The organism is Roseivivax sp. THAF30, assembly GCF_009363575.1.
Classification (GTDB): Bacteria; Pseudomonadota; Alphaproteobacteria; order Rhodobacterales; family Rhodobacteraceae; genus Roseivivax; species Roseivivax halotolerans.
Genome location: NZ_CP045389.1, coordinates 969,858 through 985,899, shown reverse-complemented (window position 1 = coordinate 985,899; position 16,042 = coordinate 969,858). Strand labels below are relative to the sequence as shown.

Annotated in this window: 18 protein-coding genes, 1 tRNA gene and 1 other RNA gene; 10 read left to right on the top strand and 10 right to left on the bottom strand. The window is 63.1% G+C overall.

What is annotated here, in order from left to right; translation table 11 throughout:
• Nucleotide 1: 1 nt before the first annotated feature.
• The gene (locus FIU91_RS04730; RefSeq protein WP_152461642.1) at nucleotides 2-1,306 is read left to right on the top strand and encodes an FAD-binding oxidoreductase; all 1,305 of its coding nucleotides are present in this window, start codon (nucleotides 2-4) and stop codon (nucleotides 1,304-1,306) included.
• Nucleotides 1,307-1,393: 87 nt separating this feature from the next.
• Complete coding sequence (locus tag FIU91_RS04725; protein WP_152461641.1) at nucleotides 1,394-2,584, top strand: DegT/DnrJ/EryC1/StrS aminotransferase family protein; 1,191 nt, start codon at nucleotides 1,394-1,396, stop codon at nucleotides 2,582-2,584.
• A gap of 4 nt (nucleotides 2,585-2,588) precedes the next feature.
• Here the strand turns inward: FIU91_RS04725 and phaR are convergent, their stop codons facing one another.
• The 3 genes from phaR to FIU91_RS04710 form a co-directional block, all read right to left on the bottom strand.
• Nucleotides 2,589-3,161: a polyhydroxyalkanoate synthesis repressor PhaR gene (gene phaR / locus FIU91_RS04720; protein WP_093010392.1), complete on the bottom strand. Its 573-nt coding sequence runs from the start codon at nucleotides 3,159-3,161 to the stop codon at nucleotides 2,589-2,591.
• A 173-nt stretch (nucleotides 3,162-3,334) separates the two neighbouring features.
• Complete coding sequence (locus FIU91_RS04715; RefSeq protein WP_093010394.1) at nucleotides 3,335-3,784, bottom strand: phasin family protein; 450 nt, start codon at nucleotides 3,782-3,784, stop codon at nucleotides 3,335-3,337.
• A 158-nt stretch (nucleotides 3,785-3,942) separates the two neighbouring features.
• On the bottom strand, nucleotides 3,943-5,748 hold the full coding sequence (locus FIU91_RS04710; RefSeq protein WP_152461640.1) for an alpha/beta hydrolase: 1,806 nt from the start codon (nucleotides 5,746-5,748) through the stop codon (nucleotides 3,943-3,945).
• A gap of 105 nt (nucleotides 5,749-5,853) precedes the next feature.
• On the opposite strand from FIU91_RS04710, the gene phaZ reads away from it, so the two are divergent.
• The gene (gene phaZ, locus FIU91_RS04705; protein WP_152461639.1) at nucleotides 5,854-7,161 is read left to right on the top strand and encodes a polyhydroxyalkanoate depolymerase; all 1,308 of its coding nucleotides are present in this window, start codon (nucleotides 5,854-5,856) and stop codon (nucleotides 7,159-7,161) included.
• 20 nt (nucleotides 7,162-7,181) lie between these two features.
• On the opposite strand, the gene FIU91_RS04700 is transcribed toward phaZ, so the two are convergent.
• Nucleotides 7,182-8,150, bottom strand: a complete 969-nt coding sequence (locus tag FIU91_RS04700) for a Gfo/Idh/MocA family protein (protein ID WP_152461638.1) — start codon at nucleotides 8,148-8,150, stop codon at nucleotides 7,182-7,184.
• A gap of 169 nt (nucleotides 8,151-8,319) precedes the next feature.
• Here FIU91_RS04700 and FIU91_RS04695 point away from each other — a divergent pair, with 169 nt between their 5' ends.
• Nucleotides 8,320-8,742: a universal stress protein gene (locus tag FIU91_RS04695; protein ID WP_152461637.1), complete on the top strand. Its 423-nt coding sequence runs from the start codon at nucleotides 8,320-8,322 to the stop codon at nucleotides 8,740-8,742.
• A 57-nt stretch (nucleotides 8,743-8,799) separates the two neighbouring features.
• Here FIU91_RS04695 and rpoH read toward each other — a convergent pair whose 3' ends face one another.
• Nucleotides 8,800-9,696, bottom strand: coding sequence for an RNA polymerase sigma factor RpoH (gene rpoH, locus FIU91_RS04690; RefSeq protein WP_093010404.1), 897 nt, complete (start codon nucleotides 9,694-9,696; stop codon nucleotides 8,800-8,802).
• Between the two features lie 222 nt (nucleotides 9,697-9,918).
• On the opposite strand from rpoH, the gene FIU91_RS04685 reads away from it, so the two are divergent.
• The gene (locus FIU91_RS04685) at nucleotides 9,919-10,563 is read left to right on the top strand and encodes a DUF4386 domain-containing protein (protein WP_152461636.1); all 645 of its coding nucleotides are present in this window, start codon (nucleotides 9,919-9,921) and stop codon (nucleotides 10,561-10,563) included.
• On the opposite strand, the gene FIU91_RS04680 is transcribed toward FIU91_RS04685, so the two are convergent.
• The gene (locus FIU91_RS04680; RefSeq protein ID WP_152461635.1) at nucleotides 10,538-11,572 is read right to left on the bottom strand and encodes an RluA family pseudouridine synthase; all 1,035 of its coding nucleotides are present in this window, start codon (nucleotides 11,570-11,572) and stop codon (nucleotides 10,538-10,540) included. The two genes, FIU91_RS04685 and FIU91_RS04680, sit on opposite strands and share 26 nt — an antisense overlap.
• Here FIU91_RS04680 and FIU91_RS04675 point away from each other — a divergent pair.
• Nucleotides 11,571-11,861, top strand: a complete 291-nt coding sequence (locus FIU91_RS04675; protein ID WP_152461634.1) for a DUF6476 family protein — start codon at nucleotides 11,571-11,573, stop codon at nucleotides 11,859-11,861. The two genes, FIU91_RS04680 and FIU91_RS04675, sit on opposite strands and share 2 nt — an antisense overlap.
• A gap of 30 nt (nucleotides 11,862-11,891) precedes the next feature.
• Here the strand turns inward: FIU91_RS04675 and FIU91_RS04670 are convergent.
• Both FIU91_RS04670 and FIU91_RS04665 read right to left on the bottom strand, forming a co-directional pair.
• Nucleotides 11,892-11,968 (bottom strand) — tRNA-His (locus tag FIU91_RS04670).
• 54 nt (nucleotides 11,969-12,022) lie between these two features.
• Nucleotides 12,023-12,514 (bottom strand): GNAT family N-acetyltransferase, encoded by a 492-nt coding sequence (locus tag FIU91_RS04665; protein ID WP_152461633.1) that lies wholly within the window; start codon nucleotides 12,512-12,514, stop codon nucleotides 12,023-12,025.
• 74 nt (nucleotides 12,515-12,588) lie between these two features.
• Between FIU91_RS04665 and FIU91_RS04660 the strand changes: the two genes are divergently transcribed.
• The gene (locus FIU91_RS04660; RefSeq protein ID WP_152461632.1) at nucleotides 12,589-12,786 is read left to right on the top strand and encodes a DUF6324 family protein; all 198 of its coding nucleotides are present in this window, start codon (nucleotides 12,589-12,591) and stop codon (nucleotides 12,784-12,786) included.
• On the opposite strand, the gene FIU91_RS04655 is transcribed toward FIU91_RS04660, so the two are convergent.
• Complete coding sequence (locus FIU91_RS04655) at nucleotides 12,783-13,253, bottom strand: MmcB family DNA repair protein (protein WP_152461631.1); 471 nt, start codon at nucleotides 13,251-13,253, stop codon at nucleotides 12,783-12,785. The two genes, FIU91_RS04660 and FIU91_RS04655, sit on opposite strands and share 4 nt — an antisense overlap.
• A 119-nt stretch (nucleotides 13,254-13,372) precedes the next feature.
• Between FIU91_RS04655 and FIU91_RS04650 the strand changes: the two genes are divergently transcribed.
• The 3 genes from FIU91_RS04650 (at nucleotide 13,373) to ssrS (ending at nucleotide 15,655) form a co-directional block, all read left to right on the top strand.
• Entirely contained in the window at nucleotides 13,373-14,692 is a 1,320-nt protein-coding gene (locus tag FIU91_RS04650) for a hypothetical protein (RefSeq protein WP_254702046.1), read from the top strand.
• Nucleotides 14,692-15,435, top strand: coding sequence for a hypothetical protein (locus tag FIU91_RS04645; protein ID WP_093010414.1), 744 nt, complete (start codon nucleotides 14,692-14,694; stop codon nucleotides 15,433-15,435). The genes FIU91_RS04650 and FIU91_RS04645 overlap by 1 nt, the downstream gene beginning before the upstream one ends.
• A gap of 64 nt (nucleotides 15,436-15,499) precedes the next feature.
• Nucleotides 15,500-15,655, top strand: a non-coding RNA gene (gene ssrS, locus FIU91_RS04640) — 6S RNA.
• A 15-nt stretch (nucleotides 15,656-15,670) separates the two neighbouring features.
• Here ssrS and FIU91_RS04635 read toward each other — a convergent pair.
• Nucleotides 15,671-15,970: a hypothetical protein gene (locus FIU91_RS04635; RefSeq protein ID WP_152461630.1), complete on the bottom strand. Its 300-nt coding sequence runs from the start codon at nucleotides 15,968-15,970 to the stop codon at nucleotides 15,671-15,673.
• Between the last annotated feature and the right edge of the window lie 72 nt (nucleotides 15,971-16,042).

Sequence of the window (16,042 nt, the reverse complement as noted above, 5' to 3'; positions counted from 1 at the left end):
GATGAACCTTCTTCACGCCAACGATGCGCGCGGGGCCTACCCCGAAAGCTGGTACGCTGCGACATCGGAACTGCCCGAGGCCGAACCGCCCCTGCGTGGCGAGACCCGTGCGGATGTCTGCGTCGTGGGCGGGGGCTACACGGGCCTGTCCGCGGCCCTTCATTTGGCCGAGGCCGGGCGCGACGTGGTGCTGCTCGAGGCGCATCGCGCGGGCTTCGGCGCATCGGGTCGGAATGGCGGACAACTCGGCTCCGGTCAACGTGTGGACCAGCTCTCGCTCGAGAAGATGCTCGGGGCGCATGAGGCGCGGCGCTACTGGGCTCTCGGCGAAGAGGCGAAAGCGCTGGTGAAGTCGCTGATCGCGCGGCATGGGATCGCGTGCAACCTGACGCCCGGCGTCGCCGAAGCGGTATCGTCCGACACCGGCGTCCGCGACGGTTTCGACCATGCAGAACACATGGAACGGGTCTACGGCTACACCCACCTCGAGGCGCTGCGCGGCGAGGATTGGCGCGCGGTCTGCGCCTCCCCGGCCTATCGGGGCGGTGTGATCGACCATGACGCGGCACATCTGCACCCGTTGCGCTTTGCCCTCGGTCTGCGCGCGGCCTGCCTTGCGGCGGGCGTTCGCATCCACGAAGGCTCCGAAGTGCATCACGTCGAAGACGGCTCGCCCGCCCTGGTGCAGACTGATGCAGGCCGCGTCACTGCCGAGCATGTGATCCTCGCCTGCAACGGCTATCTCGGCGGGCTGTCGGGTCAGGTCGCGGCGCGGGTGATGCCGATCAACAACTTCATCGTTGCGACCGAACCGCTGGGCGAGCGTGTCGCGGAGGTGTTGCCCCGCGATGTGGCCGTCGCCGATGACAAGTTCGTGGTGAACTACTTCCGGCTCAGCGAGGACGGGCGGCTCCTTTTTGGCGGAGGCGAGAGCTACGGCTACCGCTTCCCGAAAGATATTCGCGGTCTCGTCTCGAAGCCCATGCTGGAGATCTTTCCAAGCCTGAAGGATGTCGCGCTCGACTATGCCTGGGGCGGAACGCTGGCAATCACGATGAAACGCCTTCCCTATCTCGCCCGGCCCGGCCAGCGCATCCTTTCTGCCTCGGGGTATTCGGGTCACGGCGTCGGTTCGGCCACGCAGGCAGGCAAGCTCATGGCCGACGCAATCCGCGGCGAGACGGACGGGTTCGATGCGATGGCGGCTTTGCCCACGCCGCGTTTTCCGGGAGGCGGAGCCCTGCGCACGCCACTTCTCGTGCTTGCGATGAGCTGGTATGCGTTGCGCGATCGCCTCGGCGTCTGAGAGAAGCGTATCGCCCGCGACCCTTTACCGCTTGGCGCAGGGTGCGGGGCCAAGTAACACTGCGGCAACTTGCCGAAGGAGCGCGCCATGACCCGCATCCCCGACATGCACGACGCCGAGCCCATTCCCGAAGCCGCACGCGCGGAGGTCGATCGCCTTTTCGCAACCGGCGACCTGTTCCGCTATCACGCGTCCGAAGACAGCCCTGTCACGCTTCTCGAGCGCGAGTTTGCGGATATGCTGGGCAGCCGCTTTGCCTTGGCCGTGTCGAGCTGTTCGGCCGCGATTTTCCTCGCGTTGAAGGCGCTCGGGTTGCCACGGGATGCCCGGGTCATGATCCCCGGCTTCACCTTCGCTGCCGTGCCCTCGGCGGTCATTCATGCCGAATGCGTGCCGGTCCTCTGCGAGGTCGGCGACGATTACCGCATCGACATGGCCGATTTCGAAGCCAAGCTCGAGGGTGTCTCGGCGGTGATCATCAGCCACATGCGCGGGCATACCTCCGACATGGATGCGATCCTGCGCCTTGCCGAGGCGCGCGGCATCCCGGTTGTCGAGGACGCGGCTCACAGCCTCGGCACGACATGGCACGGACAGAACATCGGGACCCTGGGGAACATCGGCTGCTTCAGCTTCCAGAGCTACAAGCTTCTGAATGCGGGCGAAGGCGGACTTCTCGTTACCGACGATCCCGAGATCATCGCCCGCGCCGTCATCATGTCCGGCGCGTATGAAAGCAATTGGAAGAAGCACGGGCTTCTGACCGACGCTTTCGCGCGATGGCAGAACAAGCTGCCGCTCTACAACCAGCGTCTTTCGAACCTGTCGGCGGCGATCATCCGGCCGCAACTTGCCGAGATTCCGCGCCGGGTCGCGGATGGGCGGCGCAACCATGACCTTGTGGCCGAGCGGCTCCGCAGTTCGCCCTGGTTCCACGTCCCGCAGAAACTTGACCCCGAGGAACGTGCGCCGGACTCGCTTCAGTTCAGCCTGCGCGGCATGAGCGATGCCGATGTCACCGCCTTCGTCGCCGCCGCCGGCGAGCAAGGCGTCAAAGTGCAGGTCTTCGGGATGAGCGAAAACAACGCGCGCGCTTTCTGGAATTGGCATTTCCTGCCCGAGACGTTCCATCTGCCGCAAACCCGCGCGATGTTGCGCCGGGCCTGCGACACGCGGCTGCCCGCGCGCCTGACCGTGGAGGAGTGCGGCGCGGTCGCGGACGCGCTTCTGGCCGCGGCCGAAACCGCGATGGCCCCGGCCTGCGCCTACGGCACCTGACGCGCTACTTGCCCAACTTCGACAGCTTGGCCTGAAGTTCGGCGAATTCCTTCTTCAGAGCCTCGATATCCTCTTCGGACTCGCCCTTCTTCGCCGTCGCAGGCTGCGAGTCGTCGGGCGACGGGCCGGACCACTGGCCCGACTTGCCGCCGGTCATCGCCTTCATGAACGCTTCTTGCTGCGCCTGCATCGCCTCGAAGCCGGGCATGGTGGCCATCGGGTTCATGGCGCTCATGTTCTCGACCCATTTCGACTGGCTGTCGCGGAACATCTCGAAGCTCTGGGCCAAAAACTGCGGAACCATCGTGGAGGCCTGGCTCGTGTAGCTGCGAACGAGGTCGTTGAGGACGTTGATCGGCAGGACTGACTCGCCGCGGCTTTCATGCTCGGCAATGATCTGGAGAAGGTATTGCCGTGTCAGGTCGTCCCCGGATTTGAGATCGATGATCTGAACTTCGCGCCCATCCCGGATGAACCCCGCGATATCTTCCAGCGTGACGTAATCGCTCGTCTCGGTATTGTAGAGACGTCGCGAGGCGTAACGCTTGATCAGAAGCGGCTTTTCGGTTTCGGACACTCGGGACCTCCCAAAATCTGCGGTGCAGCAAGCCTAAGCCTTCGCCGATGAATTGAGCAAGCCTCGTCTCGCACCCGCGAAATAAAATGGGCGGACCCGTCAGGTCCGCCCTCAGTCGCGCGCTCAGATTTTGGGAGGAGAGTGAGCGCGGATCCTGTTCGTTTCAGTCGCGATTATTTCGCGGCTGCGGTCGCTTTCTTGGCGTTCGAAGTCATGTCAGCGGTCGCCTTCTTCATGGCGGCGCTTGCATCTTCGGACATGTCCTTGCCAGCGGCCATCATCAGCTCGACGGTGTCCATCTGGACCTTCTTCGCGATCTCGGCGAAGGCGGCCATGTGCTCGGCGGTAACTTCTGCCTGAGCGGATGCGAAATCGGTCATCGCCTTGGCGTAGTCGGCCGGCTCTGCCTTGGCCTTCGAAAGTTCGCTCATCTTGGACAGCGTGTCCTTGGTCCACTTGGAGGACAGCTCGGCGGACTTCTCAGCCGCTTCGAGAGCAACGCCCGAGAGCTTCTCGTTCAGGGTCGCCTGGGTCTTGAAGGCGTCTTCCATTGCCTTCGTGTCGACCGGGAAGGAGCCCATCATGTCTTTCATCATCGCAGTGAAATCTTGCTGCTTAGCCATCGTTCAATTCCTTTCATCGCTGCTGCGGCTGGCCCACCCAACCGCTTCGCTGCGTCTGAAAAGAATATGGACGCTGCACTGCAGCATTTCAAGGATTTTTGCTGCAGTGCGGCAAAAATCTTGACCCTAGGTCATAAGCCCCTGCTTTGCCTTTAAAATCACGCGTCGACCTTGCGCGATTTCGTCATCACATACGTGCCGGGAGCCGCGCCGAGCGAGGGATGCTCCGAATCGCCGGGCTGACGCGCAGCGATCCACTTGCCCGAACGCTTGGCCACCCAGCTTTCCCAGACAGGCCACCAGGACCCCTCGTGATAGACCGCCTTTTCTTTCCATTCATCGGCCGTGCCGTCGAAATCGTCGTTGATGTAATGACCGTACTTGTTCTTGGACGGCGGGTTCACGATGCCCGCGATATGACCCGATTCCGACAGGATGAAGGTGCGGTCCTTGGACCCCATGAGGCTCACGCCCCGGAAGCAATCCTTCCAGGCCGCGATATGGTCGGTCTCGCAGGCGATCGAGATCAGCGGCACGGAGACATCGTCGATGCTCAGCGTCTCGCCCATCAGTTCGATGCCCTCGCCATTTGCAAACGCATTGTCCTGGCACAGCCGCCGCAGGTATTGCACTGCCATTCGAGCCGGAAGGTTCGAGCCGTCGCCGTTCCAGTAGAGCAGATCGAACGCGGGCGGCGTCTCTCCCATCATGTAGCTCTGGATCGCGGGGCGGTAGATCAGGTCGTTCGATCGCAGGAACGAGAAGGTTCGCGCCATGATGAAGGAGCGCAGAACGCCGGTCTTCTCGACCTCCTCCTCGATGCCGTCGATGAAATCGTCCTGCAGGAAGGGAGTGAACTCTCCCTGGTCGGAGAAATCGGTGAGCGTGGTGAAGAAGGTCGCGGACTTGATCGAGGTGTCCTTGCGCTTTTTCATCAGCGCGAGTGTCAGGGACAGGGTGGTCCCGGCGATGCAGTAGCCGATCGCGTTGATCCGCTTCTGGTTGGTGATCGACTTCACCTCTTCGATGGCGGTGAGGAACCCTTCCTCGATATAGGTATCGAGCCCGACATCGCGATAGTCGTGATCGGGATTGACCCAGCTTACCACGAAGAGCGTGTAGCCCTGATCCACGACCCAGCGGATGAAGCTGTTCTTTTCGCGCAGATCAAGGATGTAGAACTTGTTGATCCAGGGCGGGAAAAGGACGATCGGCGTCTCCTTCACCTTTTCGGTCGTCGGCGTGTACTGGATGATCTCCATCATCCGATTGCGGTAGACGACCTCGCCGTCGGCGGTGGCGATGTTCTCACCGATCTTGAAGGCATCCTCGTCCGCGAGCTTCACCACAAGTTCGCCGTTGTTGGCCTCGAGATCGGAGATGAGGTTCTCGAGCCCCTTCACAAGGCTCTCGCCCTCGGTCTCGATGGCCTTTTCCAGAGCGTCGGGGTTGGTGGACAGGAAATTCGTCGGGGCCATCATGTCGACGATCTGCCGCGCGAAATACGAAAGCCGCCGCTTTTCCTTCGGGTCCATGTCGTCGATATCGGCCACCGCCTGTTCGATGGCGCGGGAATTGATGAGGTATTGCTGCTTGATGAAGTTGAAATAGGGGTGCTGATCCCAAAGCGGATTCGCGAAGCGCTTGTCTTTCGGACCGGGATCTTCGGGTGCCTTGAGATTGCCCGCGGCGAGGGCCTGCTGCGCCTCGACGAAGTGCTTCACCGTCTCGCCCCAGTAGGAGATCTGGTGCTCGAGAACCTTTGCGGGGTTCTGCATCCAGGCCTGCATATACCCCGTCATCGCCTTGGCGTAGAGATCCTGGTCCGGGCCCTGCAGCGAGGTGTCGAGCGGCTTGCGATGCGTCATCACGGAGACAAGGCGCTGTGAAAGCTCCTCGATACGATTCAGGTTGTGGTTGAACCGCTCCAGGTTTTCGCCTTGATCGAACGTCTCGGTTGTCATTCGGCAGATTCCCCCCTACCTTCGCTGCTACGCAGCAATTCTCGTCGGCGCCGCACGATCGCGGCGGCCTGTGACAGGCTCACCGGCGAAAGGAGACACGGCATTATGCGGCACATGGCTCTCTACGACATGATGGAGACGGTTCGAAACACGAACCAATGGCTCGGCGCAACAGCGCGCACGATGGCCTCCTATCCTGGTCTCGCGCTCATTCCGCATCCCGGTATTCGCTGGATGGCCGCCTGGGGAGAGGTCACCGAACGCGCGTTCGAGCGCATGATCGCCAAGCCGGACTGGGGCATCGACAGCGTCACGGGCGATGACGGACGCGATCACGTGGTCCAGCCCGAGGTCATTCTCGAGAAACCTTTCGGCGATCTTGTCCATTTCGACGTGGCCGGCCGGGACGAGCAGCCTCGCAAGATCCTGCTGGTTGCGCCGATGTCCGGTCATTACGCGACCCTCCTCCGGTCCACGGTGAAATCCCTCATCCCTAACTGCGAAGTCTATGTGACAGACTGGCACAATGCGAGGGACATTCCGGTCAGTGCGGGCAAGTTCGATATCGAGGATTACACCCTCTACCTCGTCGATTTTCTGCGCGAACTTGGCCCGGACACACATGTCATCGCCGTCTGCCAGCCCGCGCCGCTGACGCTCGCCGCGACCGCCTACCTCGCCGCTGAGGATCCCGACGCGCAGCCGCGCACGCTGACCCTCATCGGCGGACCGATCGACCCCGACGCCGCGCCGACAGATGTCACCGATTTCGGTGCACGCGTCACGATGGGCCAGCTCGAAGAGAGCATGTGCCAGCGCGTCGGCTTCAAGTATCAAGGGGTCGGCCGCCGGGTTTATCCCGGCCTTTTGCAACTGTCCTCGTTCATGGCGATGAACGCCGATACGCATGCCCAGGCCTTCTACGATCAGATTTTCCGCGTCGCCAGCGGAGAAGCGTCGGATCACGACAAGCATAACAAGTTCTACGATGAATATCTCGCCGTCATGGACATGCCGGCGGAATTCTACCTGTCCACCGTGGAGCGGATCTTCAAGAATTGCGAGATCGCCAAGAACGCCTTCACCGTCGAGGGCAAGCATGTCGATATCGGCAAGATCACGAATGTCGCGGTCAAGACCGTCGAAGGCGCGAATGACGACATCTCCGCGCCCGGCCAATGCGTCGCGGCGCTCGATCTTCTGACCGGACTTCCGAACGAAATGAAGGCGAGCCACCTCGAACCCGGCGCGGGTCATTACGGCATCTTCGCGGGCGGCAAGTGGCGCAACAACATCCGGCCGCTTGTCCTCGATTTCATCGACGCGAATTCCGAAGAGAGCCGCACCGCGAAGCCCAAGGCCAAACGCCAGCGCGGCGAGGCTGACAAGACAGTCGTCAACCTCAAGCAGTAGATGTGCGCGGGCCGGGTCCGTCACCCGGCCTTCTCGTAGACCATGTCGATCATGCGCTGCGTTCCTTTCGAGAACTCGAGCGGGCACGGATAGATCGCCCCATCCAGAACCGCTCGATTGAAGGCCTCGACCTGCAAGACGTAGTGGTTCGCATCAGGGAAGCGCTCTTCCCGCACGACGCCCTGCCCCAGTTCCAGCGTGATCCTTGCCTCGCCGAAGACCTGCGGATTGAACGGCGCGCTGAGGGTCAGTGCACCCTTCTCGCCGTGGAATGTCACCCGCTGGAACGGGGCCATCCGGGTCGAGACGTATCCGGCATAATGGAAAGACGGAAAGCGCACTGACACGTGGGCGCGCGTGTCGACGCCTGCGTGCCAGTCGAGGTCGGCCGCAAGGATCTCTTCGGGCTCTTCCCCGGTCACGAACCGCGCCCCGCCAAAGATATAAACGCCGATATCCGGCAGGCCGCCGCCGCCCTGACCCTTCTGGTTGCGGATATCGTCCATGTTGTCGTTGAAGAACGAGAATTGCGCCGTGACCTCGCGCAGCGCGCCGATCTCGCCGCCCTGCACGAGCTCGCGGGCCCGCTGCCATTGGGGGTGGTGCACGATCATGTAGGCTTCTGCCGCAAGAAGCCCGGTCTCGTCACGCTTCGCGATCACCGCATCGAAATCCTCCGCCTTGAGGGCAAGCGGTTTCTCACACAGGACGTGCTTGCCGGCTTCGAGCGCCTTGAGACTCCACTCCACATGCATCGCGTTCGGCAGGGGAATGTAGATCGCATCGATCTCGGGATCGTCGAGAAGCGCATCGTAGCCTTGATGCACAGTCACACCGGGGGCGAATTCCTCGAAGGCGCCAGCCTTGTCGGGCGACGAGGTCGCGATCGCCCCAAGCCGGCCCCGTCGTGCCATGTGGATCGCCGGGCCCATCTGTTGGCGTGCGAACTTCGACGCTCCGAGGATTCCCCACCTGACTGCCTCACCCATCTCGCGCCCTCCGTTCTGCGTCATTCTGTCGTTGAGGAAAGGTGGACCGCGGGGTGCGGTACGGCAACCCCATGAATTGACATGGAACAATGCCCCGGAGCCTGACCGTTTTTACCCTAGTCGCCATTCATCGTGCGCTTGCACGACCAGACTGAAAGGAGGCTCGACAATGTTCTCGCATATCATGGTTCCCGTGGATCTTCGTCACACCGACCGGCTGGAGCGGGCACTTGCCGTGACTGCCGAAGAAGCCAAGCATCACGACGCGAAGGTGACCTTCGTATCCGCAAGCAACGCGACACCGGGAGAGATCGCGCACAGCCCGGACGAGTTTCGTGAAAAGCTCGCAAGCTTCGCGAAGGACAAGGGTCAGGCCGGCGGCTACACAGCCGACGCGCATGCGCTGATCCTGCACGACACCACCGCAGATCTGGACCACGCGCTTGTAGAAGCGTCGAAAGAAATCAACGCCGATCTGGTTATCATGGCGTCGCACCGTCCGAATTTCGCGGACTATTTCTGGTCATCGAATGGTGGTGCGGTTGCGAGCCACGCCAATGCTTCCGTGATGATCGTGCGCGAAGCCGAATAAACGAAAATCGCCGGGCACTTGGCCCGGCGGCATCTTTCGTTCAGAGGGGTTCGGGCGTCAGCTTGCGGCCGCCATCCCTTTTTCCTTTGCCAGGTCGCGCATCCGCTTCTGCAGCTTTTCGAAGGCGCGCACTTCGATCTGACGGATCCGCTCGCGGCTGACATCGTATTCGCCAGAGAGGTCCTCCAGCGTCTGCGGGTTCTCCGCGAGCCGCCGTTTCGTCAGAATATCCTTCTCACGGTCGTTCAGAACGTCCATCGCCTCGGCCAGCATCGCGCGGCGTGCGTCGAGCTCGTCCTTCTCGGCGTAATCATCGGCCTGGTTGGCGTCCTCATCCTCGAGCCAGTCCTGCCATTGCATGGAGGAATCATCCTCCTGGCCGACCTGAGCGTTGAGCGACGCATCCGAGCCCGCCATGCGGCGGTTCATCGAGATCACCTCGTCCTCGGTCACGCCGAGATCATTGGCAATCTTCTGGACGTGCTCTGGCCGCAAATCGCCGTCCTCGAGCGCGCCGATCCGGCTTTTTGCTTTCCGGAGATTGAAGAAGAGCTTCTTCTGCGCCGATGTCGTGCCGAGCTTCACAAGGCTCCAGGACCGCAGGATGTATTCCTGGATCGCAGCCCTGATCCACCACATGGCATAGGTGGCAAGGCGGAAGCCTTTCTCGGGATCGAAGCGCTTCACTGCCTGCATCAGGCCGACATTCGCCTCCGAGATCACCTCGGCCTGCGGCAAGCCGTAGCCGCGATAGCCCATCGCGATCTTTGCCGCGAGGCGCAGGTGGCTCGTCACCAACTGGTGCGCCGCCTGGGTGTCCTGATCCTCGACCCAGCGTTTCGCCAGCATGTATTCCTGTTCAGGCTCCAGAAGTGGGAACTTCCGAATTTCCTGCAGGTAACGGCTCAGTCCCGCTTCCGGGGACGGCGCCGGAAGATTCGCGTAATTGCTCATCCCATCCCTCCATTCAGCCAGATGTATATCGGCTTAACATTCCATATGTGAAGCCGATCTTGCGGTTTCAAGTCTCTGCCCTTGGGCATCTTGTGGGTTTAACGCATTCCCTGCCCCGATGATCCTGAAGATTTCGCGCGCTGACGCACATGTTCCCTGTGTTTCAAGGACAGATCTTTCTAAAATGCACAGCAGCTCGGGCCAGCGCATGAAGGGAACGACATGACGGATAGACGATTGGCGCGGCTCGCCGGAGCCTTTTACCTCCTCATCATCCTTGCCGGTGTCACCAGCGAAGTCGTCCTGCGCGCCCCGTTTCATGTCGGATCGCCAGAGACCGTTGCGGCCGCGCTCTCCGAGGGTTTGGGCCGGCTGCGCCTCAGCCTTCTCTTCGATCTCGCGATGGTCGGGGCGGATATCACCGTAGCGCTGCTGTTCTATCGGCTCCTTGTGCCGGTCAGCGCCGGGCTGTCGCTCGCCGCGATGGTGTTCCGCCTGATGCAGGCCGCGACGATCGCCGTGGGGCTCATCCTGCTTGCCGGCATTCCGACATCGCTGACCTCCGGCGCGGATGTTCAGGCTACGACGCTGCTGACGCTGCACGGCATTGCCTACGATACCGGGCTCGCGCTTTTCGCGGTCAATTGCTGGCTCATGGGTTGGCTACTTTGGCAGGCGGGCGGCGTGCCAAGGGTGATCGCGGCTGGCATCGCGCTGTCGGGCGGAGTCTACATGGCGGGCAGCCTCGCGCGACTCGCCGCGCCGGACCTTCTGCCGCTGATCCAGCCTGCCTACCTCGTCCCGCTTCTGGCAGAGACCGGGCTTTGCCTCTGGCTTCTGATTACCGGACGTGTCCGAGCGCGCTGAGCAGATCGCTCATATCCTCGGGCAAATCCGCCTCGAACTCCATCCATTCCCCGGTCACGGGGTGGTCAAACCCGAGCGACGCCGCGTGCAGTGCTTGCCTCGGGAAGGCCGCGACCGCCTCCAGCGCCGCTTCGGACACAGCCTTGGGGCTTAGCTTGCGCCGGCCACCATAGACCGGATCGCCGACAAGGCCGAAGCCCGCATGGGTCATGTGGACCCGGATCTGGTGGGTGCGGCCCGTCTCAAGCCGGCATTCCAGAAGCGACAGTGCGGGCGGGGTGCCGAACGCCTCGAGCACCTTGGCGCGGGTGATCGCATGCCGCCCCTGTCCGTCGAAATAGACCGCCTGGCGCTGCCGGTCGGTCTTGTGGCGCGCAAGTCCTGTCGTGATCTTCATCACCGCCCCCGGCTCGAAAGAGACGCCGCGCACGCCTTTGAGCCGCGGATCGCCGGTATGCGGCACGCCGTAGGCCAAGGCGAGATAGCGACGCTCGACGCTATGGGCGGCGAATTGTTCGGAGAGACCATGATGCGCGCGGTCCGACTTCGCCACGACCAGCAAGCCAGACGTATCCTTGTCGATCCGGTGCACGATACCAGGCCGCTTTTCTCCGCCGATGCCCGAAAGATCGCCACCGAAATGATGCAGCAGGGCGTTCACGAGAGTGCCGCCCGGTGTGCCGGGCGCTGGATGCACGACCATGCCCGCAGGCTTCATCACCACGACGAGATCGTCATCTTCATGGAGGATCTGAAGCGGAATATCTTCTGGGACCGTCTCGACCTCCTCGGCCTCGGGCAAGTCGATTTCCACTTCCGCACCCTCGGCGACGCGTGCCTTTGGATCCGAGGCGATCGTCCCGTCCACCCGCACAGCGCCCGCGCCGAGAAGCGCCGCGAGACGGGTCCGCGAAAGAGCCAGCGCCTCTGGCACATCACGTGCCAAGGCCTTATCAAGCCGGGACGGCGGGTTCGGCCCGATCTGGAAACGATGCGTGGCAGAGGACATGGATAACACCCCGAGCGGCGCACCCGAGGTGCGGTTCATCAAACGGCTCGTCACGGTACTGACCGCGACGATGATCGCCGGCCTTCTAGTGATCATCGCGCTCTTTGTCATCCGCTTCCGCGAGCCCGCGCCCCTGGCGCTGCCGGAAACGCTCGATCTGCCGCAGGGCGAGACCGCACAAGCGGTCACGATGATGCCGGAGCGCATCCTCATCGTCACCGAAAGCGGGCGTGTTCTCGTCTATGACCGCGCCGGACGGCTGTCCCAGACGATCACGCTCGACCCGTAGCCGGGCCGCAACCGATGACGGTGTGAGGGATGGTACCGCCTCCCCGGCTCGAACGGGGGACCTCTAGATCCACAATCTAGCGCTCTAACCTACTGAGCTAAGGCGGCACTGGCGGGGGAGATAACGCCACCACATGGACAGTGCAAGCCCCGATTGGCCGCTCAGAGCGGGCGTGACCAATGCTGCTCCACAAGGGATTGACCGAAGCTGCGAACGGGTTTGGAGCTCTGCAACGTCCAGCCGTTGCGGGCGTAAAGCGCGCAAGCCGCGCGATGGCTTTCGTGGGTCCAGAGTTTCATCCGGGCATAGCCCGTCTGCCGCGCGAAATCCGTACAGGCGTCCAGAAGTTGCCTGCCAAGCCCCTGACCGCGCGCCTCGGGGGTCAGAAGAAACAGCCGCAGCTTCGCCGTCTCAGCATCGAGCCTCACGCAGAAGATGGAGCCGAGTCGCTCACCGGTTTCGTTCACCGCCACGAAGCCGCGCTCGCAGGCCGGATCGTGGTTATGCAGGAACTCCCGCAGGATCCCTGCCACGAGCGCCACGAACGTCTCGTCGAAGCCCTCGTCTTCTGCATAGAGCCGCCCATGCAAGTCGACCAGCCAATCATAATCAGCCTCGTCGAAGGTGCGCAAAGTCATCGTAATGTCCGCCATCGCCCCGCCTTGATTCCCAAGCGCGCCTTCACTACACCGCAATCCTCCTCAGACCCTAGCCCGGAGCGACCCTTATGGGGATCAACGACGAAACTGACATCGAAGCCAACCTGCAGATCGGGCCGACCGATCAGGGCATGGTCCGCCTGTTCATCACCGCAGGGGGAACCGAGGTGCCGATGGATTTCTCGCCCGACGAAGCCGAGGAGATCGCGGAAGAGATCCGTGCGGCGGCCCAATCGGCCGCGAAGATCAAGCCGAAGTCGCGCTAGGTCCAGCCACCCGTATCGAGCCCGCCGTCGGGATCGCGCAGGCCCTGCAGACGCCGCGCGGCATGAAAGGCGATCTTGCGGATGAGCACGTTCCGCCGCGCGCCCGCCAGCTTGTGCTCGGGCGCCATGCGGACGATCTCCGCATCGTAGGAATCCGCGATGATGAGCCCGGTCTCGTCGGGCAGAAGCTCCGTCGGGAAGTCCTGATCCACTGCCCAGAAGTACCGGTCGCACCAATCGAGGTAGCCCTGCCATTTCGCGTCGGACGTGAAATCGGCACGGGAGGATTTGCATTCCACGACCCAGATCTCGCCCTTGGGACCGAGCGCCATCACGTCCACGCGGCGGCCGCGTTCAGGCACGAACTCCTCTACGCAGGCGAATCCGTGACCGTGGACGAGGTGCCGCGCCACCCCGCGCGCAAGGAGTTGGCCGGGCATCAGGACAGGGTCGGGGGCAAGACTCATGCTGCATGCATACGAACAATCCATGAACATGCCAAGACCTCACTTTTCCGCAGGGCACATTGCCTGCAGGGTAAAGGTTCATACCTTGTTAAAGATTTACCCCAGGCAGGACCGACAGCATGGCCGACCGACCCCAGCCCACCCGCGCGGATGAGCGCGGCCTCAGGACCGCGCGCGAACTCGAAGGGCATGTAGGCTGGCTCGACACCTTCTCGGGCACGGCGCTCGGCGTTCTGGCGACGGCGTCGGGGATTTATACCTATCTCGGCGTCTCCTCTCTGCTTGATGACAACGGGGCCATGTCGGTCTTCGCGGCCATCGCCTATTCGGTCGCGGTCTCCGTCGGGATCTTCGTCTTCTGGTCCTACCTCATGCGCCTTTTCCCGACGGTCCGAACCGCGCGGGCGCGGATCGGCCTGGCGGGCGCGATGGGGCTCGGATCGCTCGCGATCGTGGCGATGTCGTCCTGGCTGAACGCGGCGGCGCTGGCCGGATCCGCGGCGGTAGAGCAGCATCTCGCGGAAACCGTGCAGGACTACCAAAGCAGCCTCGAGCGCGCGCATGAGATCGCCATCTCCGCGCAGGCGCTGCAGCGCGATGTCGCCCGCGTCCGTCAGAGCTTCGAGGATCTGTCGGAGCAGGAGGCCGAGGGGTCCCTTTCCGGGCTTGCGGGGCGCGGCGCTGTCTTCCGCGTGCTGCGCCAGAAGGCTGCCGAGCTCGAAGCGCTCGAGACACAGATCGCGGAGCAGACGCCGCTCGTCGATCAGTCCTTCGCCGAGGGCAACGCGATCCTCAGCCGGATGCGCGCGCTCACGGTAGAGCAAGGGCCCGTCGAGGCGCGCTCGGTCGAGTTCTCGGAAGCGGCGGTCAACCTTCAGGGGATTATCACCCAGCTCCGCCAGCTTTCCGTCGCGCCACTGGTCGAGCGCGCCGCGCAGGATCTCGCGGCTTCCGTCGTTCTGCCAGAGCTTGACGGGCGGACCGAAGAGAACCGCGGCAACCAGGCGGCAACGATCACCTCTGTCCTTGAAGTGCTGGGCCAACGTGCCGCGACGCTCGAGACCGCCGCGCAGAACGTGATGAACCAGACACCGGCGACCGAAGTGCAGTATACCCCGGTCTCGGCGGCCGACGCGGTCATTCTCTATGCCCGGAACTTCGTGCCCTCCTGGGCAGGCGCGATCGCGATCGATCTTCTGCCGGCCGTGCTCGTCTTCATTCTCGCGATCACGCAATCGGCGATTCGCGAAGGGCGCGAAGGCGCATCGGTCGAGGACACGATGACGCTCGCGGAGTTGCGCGCTGCGATGGCGGCGTTCCGGGATGTCGAAGGTCAATCGCAGACGCACACCGCGCAGGAGACGCCCTCCGCACCCGCTTCCGAGCAGGCACCGCCCGAAGGCTCCTCCGTCGCCACGATCCGCAAGAGCTCGTCCTGATGGACGGCAACTCCATCGGACGCGTCCTCAAGGGCGTGCTTGCGCTGCAGATCGGCATCGGCGCGTTCCTCGCCGTGGCCGATCTGTCCTCTGGAGGCATCCGCCTGCCCCGCTTCGGACCCGGCGCGCCTGAACTGACAGAACCCGTGCGCCCCGGCGACCAAAGGCGCACCTATGATCCCTCGCGCGTCTCGCCCGATCTCAACCCGGTCCGTAATCCCGGCGAGATGCCCGAGCGGCTGACGCTGACGCAGGAAAGCGGTGCGACCTGGCGGCTCGAGGGCGGCATTTCCCCCGGAGATGCCGAGCGCATCCAGGATCGGATCGCCGAAGTGCAGCCGCGCCCCGAGAGGCTGATCCTGCAATCGCCCGGCGGCTCGGTGCAGGACGCGCTGCGGCTCGGGCGGTTCCTGAGGCAGGAGGGCATCGGGACTGAGATGCTGTCGGGCGAATACTGCTACTCCGCCTGCCCCTACCTCTTCGCCGCCGGAGCAACGCGCAGCCTCGAGGAAGGCGCGCAGCTTGGCGTGCATCAGCATTATTTCGGCAAATCCACGATCCTGCCCGCCTTTGTTGCCGTGGAAGACATCCAGCGCGGGCAAGGCGAGGTGATGACCTATCTCGACGAGATGGGGATCGATCCGCTCGTGATGCAGCACGCGCTGACAACGCCGCCCGACGAGATCTATGTGCTCGTCTCAGAAGAGATCGAGCGTTACGGGTTCGAGACCGGCGCGGAGTAAGCGGCGAAAAAGCTGAAGCGCCCTCTTGTCAGGCACCTGCCCGAAGCTTAGCTCGCGGATCAGGCGGGTACTGCCCTTCTCGTGAACGGTTGCATTCCGGTGGCCTTAAGCAATTCCGAGGGAGCTGGCTCTGTTCAGGCCGTGGTCTGATTACCTGGCGCCCACCTGTATATACAGGTCCTCGGGAATGAGATAACCACACGGTCGTGGTGGTCCCGCCGCATTCCCCGACATCTCAGATGCGCCGGCGCGCCTTCTTGCGGTGCGCCGGGATATACGCCGGAGAACCGGTGCCGCCTCGCGGCCCGTCCTCGTTCTGGTGCAAGGAGAAAAGCGCAACGCCCGTTTGCGCGCCCGCGAACATCGTTCCGCAGAAGAACCAGAGCATCGCACAGCCGATAAGGCCCTGCGTGCTGCCCATGAAGAGCCGACCGAGCCCCATCACGTCGAACCAGGCGATCGCCGCAACGAAGACGGCGGAGATGGCAAAGCCGATCAGGCTGTGCCGGATGTAGAACTGAATGAGCGTGGGCATATGATCGCAAACCTTCGTGCTGCGCGTCCCCTTCCGTGCAAATTAGATGACCGGCGGGAAACGGCAAAAGGA

What these genes read in the sequence shown, in the direction of transcription:
- FIU91_RS04665 (WP_152461633.1), bottom strand. Translation starts at nt 12,514, where the DNA reads ATGGCGGACATTACGATGACTTTGCGCACCTTCGACGAGGCTGATTAT.
- FIU91_RS04655 (WP_152461631.1), bottom strand. Translation starts at nt 13,253, where the DNA reads ATGAGTCTTGCCCCCGACCCTGTCCTGATGCCCGGCCAACTCCTTGCG.
- FIU91_RS04645 (WP_093010414.1), top strand. Translation starts at nt 14,692, where the DNA reads ATGGACGGCAACTCCATCGGACGCGTCCTCAAGGGCGTGCTTGCGCTG.
- FIU91_RS04675 (WP_152461634.1), top strand. Translation starts at nt 11,571, where the DNA reads ATGGATAACACCCCGAGCGGCGCACCCGAGGTGCGGTTCATCAAACGG.
- FIU91_RS04635 (WP_152461630.1), bottom strand. Translation starts at nt 15,970, where the DNA reads ATGCCCACGCTCATTCAGTTCTACATCCGGCACAGCCTGATCGGCTTT.
- FIU91_RS04710 (WP_152461640.1), bottom strand. Translation starts at nt 5,748, where the DNA reads ATGACAACCGAGACGTTCGATCAAGGCGAAAACCTGGAGCGGTTCAAC.
- rpoH (WP_093010404.1), bottom strand. Translation starts at nt 9,696, where the DNA reads ATGAGCAATTACGCGAATCTTCCGGCGCCGTCCCCGGAAGCGGGACTG.
- FIU91_RS04685 (WP_152461636.1), top strand. Translation starts at nt 9,919, where the DNA reads ATGACGGATAGACGATTGGCGCGGCTCGCCGGAGCCTTTTACCTCCTC.
- FIU91_RS04730 (WP_152461642.1), top strand. Translation starts at nt 2, where the DNA reads ATGAACCTTCTTCACGCCAACGATGCGCGCGGGGCCTACCCCGAAAGC.
- FIU91_RS04650 (WP_254702046.1), top strand. Translation starts at nt 13,373, where the DNA reads ATGGCCGACCGACCCCAGCCCACCCGCGCGGATGAGCGCGGCCTCAGG.
- FIU91_RS04700 (WP_152461638.1), bottom strand. Translation starts at nt 8,150, where the DNA reads ATGGGTGAGGCAGTCAGGTGGGGAATCCTCGGAGCGTCGAAGTTCGCA.
- FIU91_RS04715 (WP_093010394.1), bottom strand. Translation starts at nt 3,784, where the DNA reads ATGGCTAAGCAGCAAGATTTCACTGCGATGATGAAAGACATGATGGGC.
- FIU91_RS04695 (WP_152461637.1), top strand. Translation starts at nt 8,320, where the DNA reads ATGTTCTCGCATATCATGGTTCCCGTGGATCTTCGTCACACCGACCGG.
- phaZ (WP_152461639.1), top strand. Translation starts at nt 5,854, where the DNA reads ATGCGGCACATGGCTCTCTACGACATGATGGAGACGGTTCGAAACACG.
- FIU91_RS04660 (WP_152461632.1), top strand. Translation starts at nt 12,589, where the DNA reads ATGGGGATCAACGACGAAACTGACATCGAAGCCAACCTGCAGATCGGG.
- FIU91_RS04725 (WP_152461641.1), top strand. Translation starts at nt 1,394, where the DNA reads ATGACCCGCATCCCCGACATGCACGACGCCGAGCCCATTCCCGAAGCC.
- FIU91_RS04680 (WP_152461635.1), bottom strand. Translation starts at nt 11,572, where the DNA reads ATGTCCTCTGCCACGCATCGTTTCCAGATCGGGCCGAACCCGCCGTCC.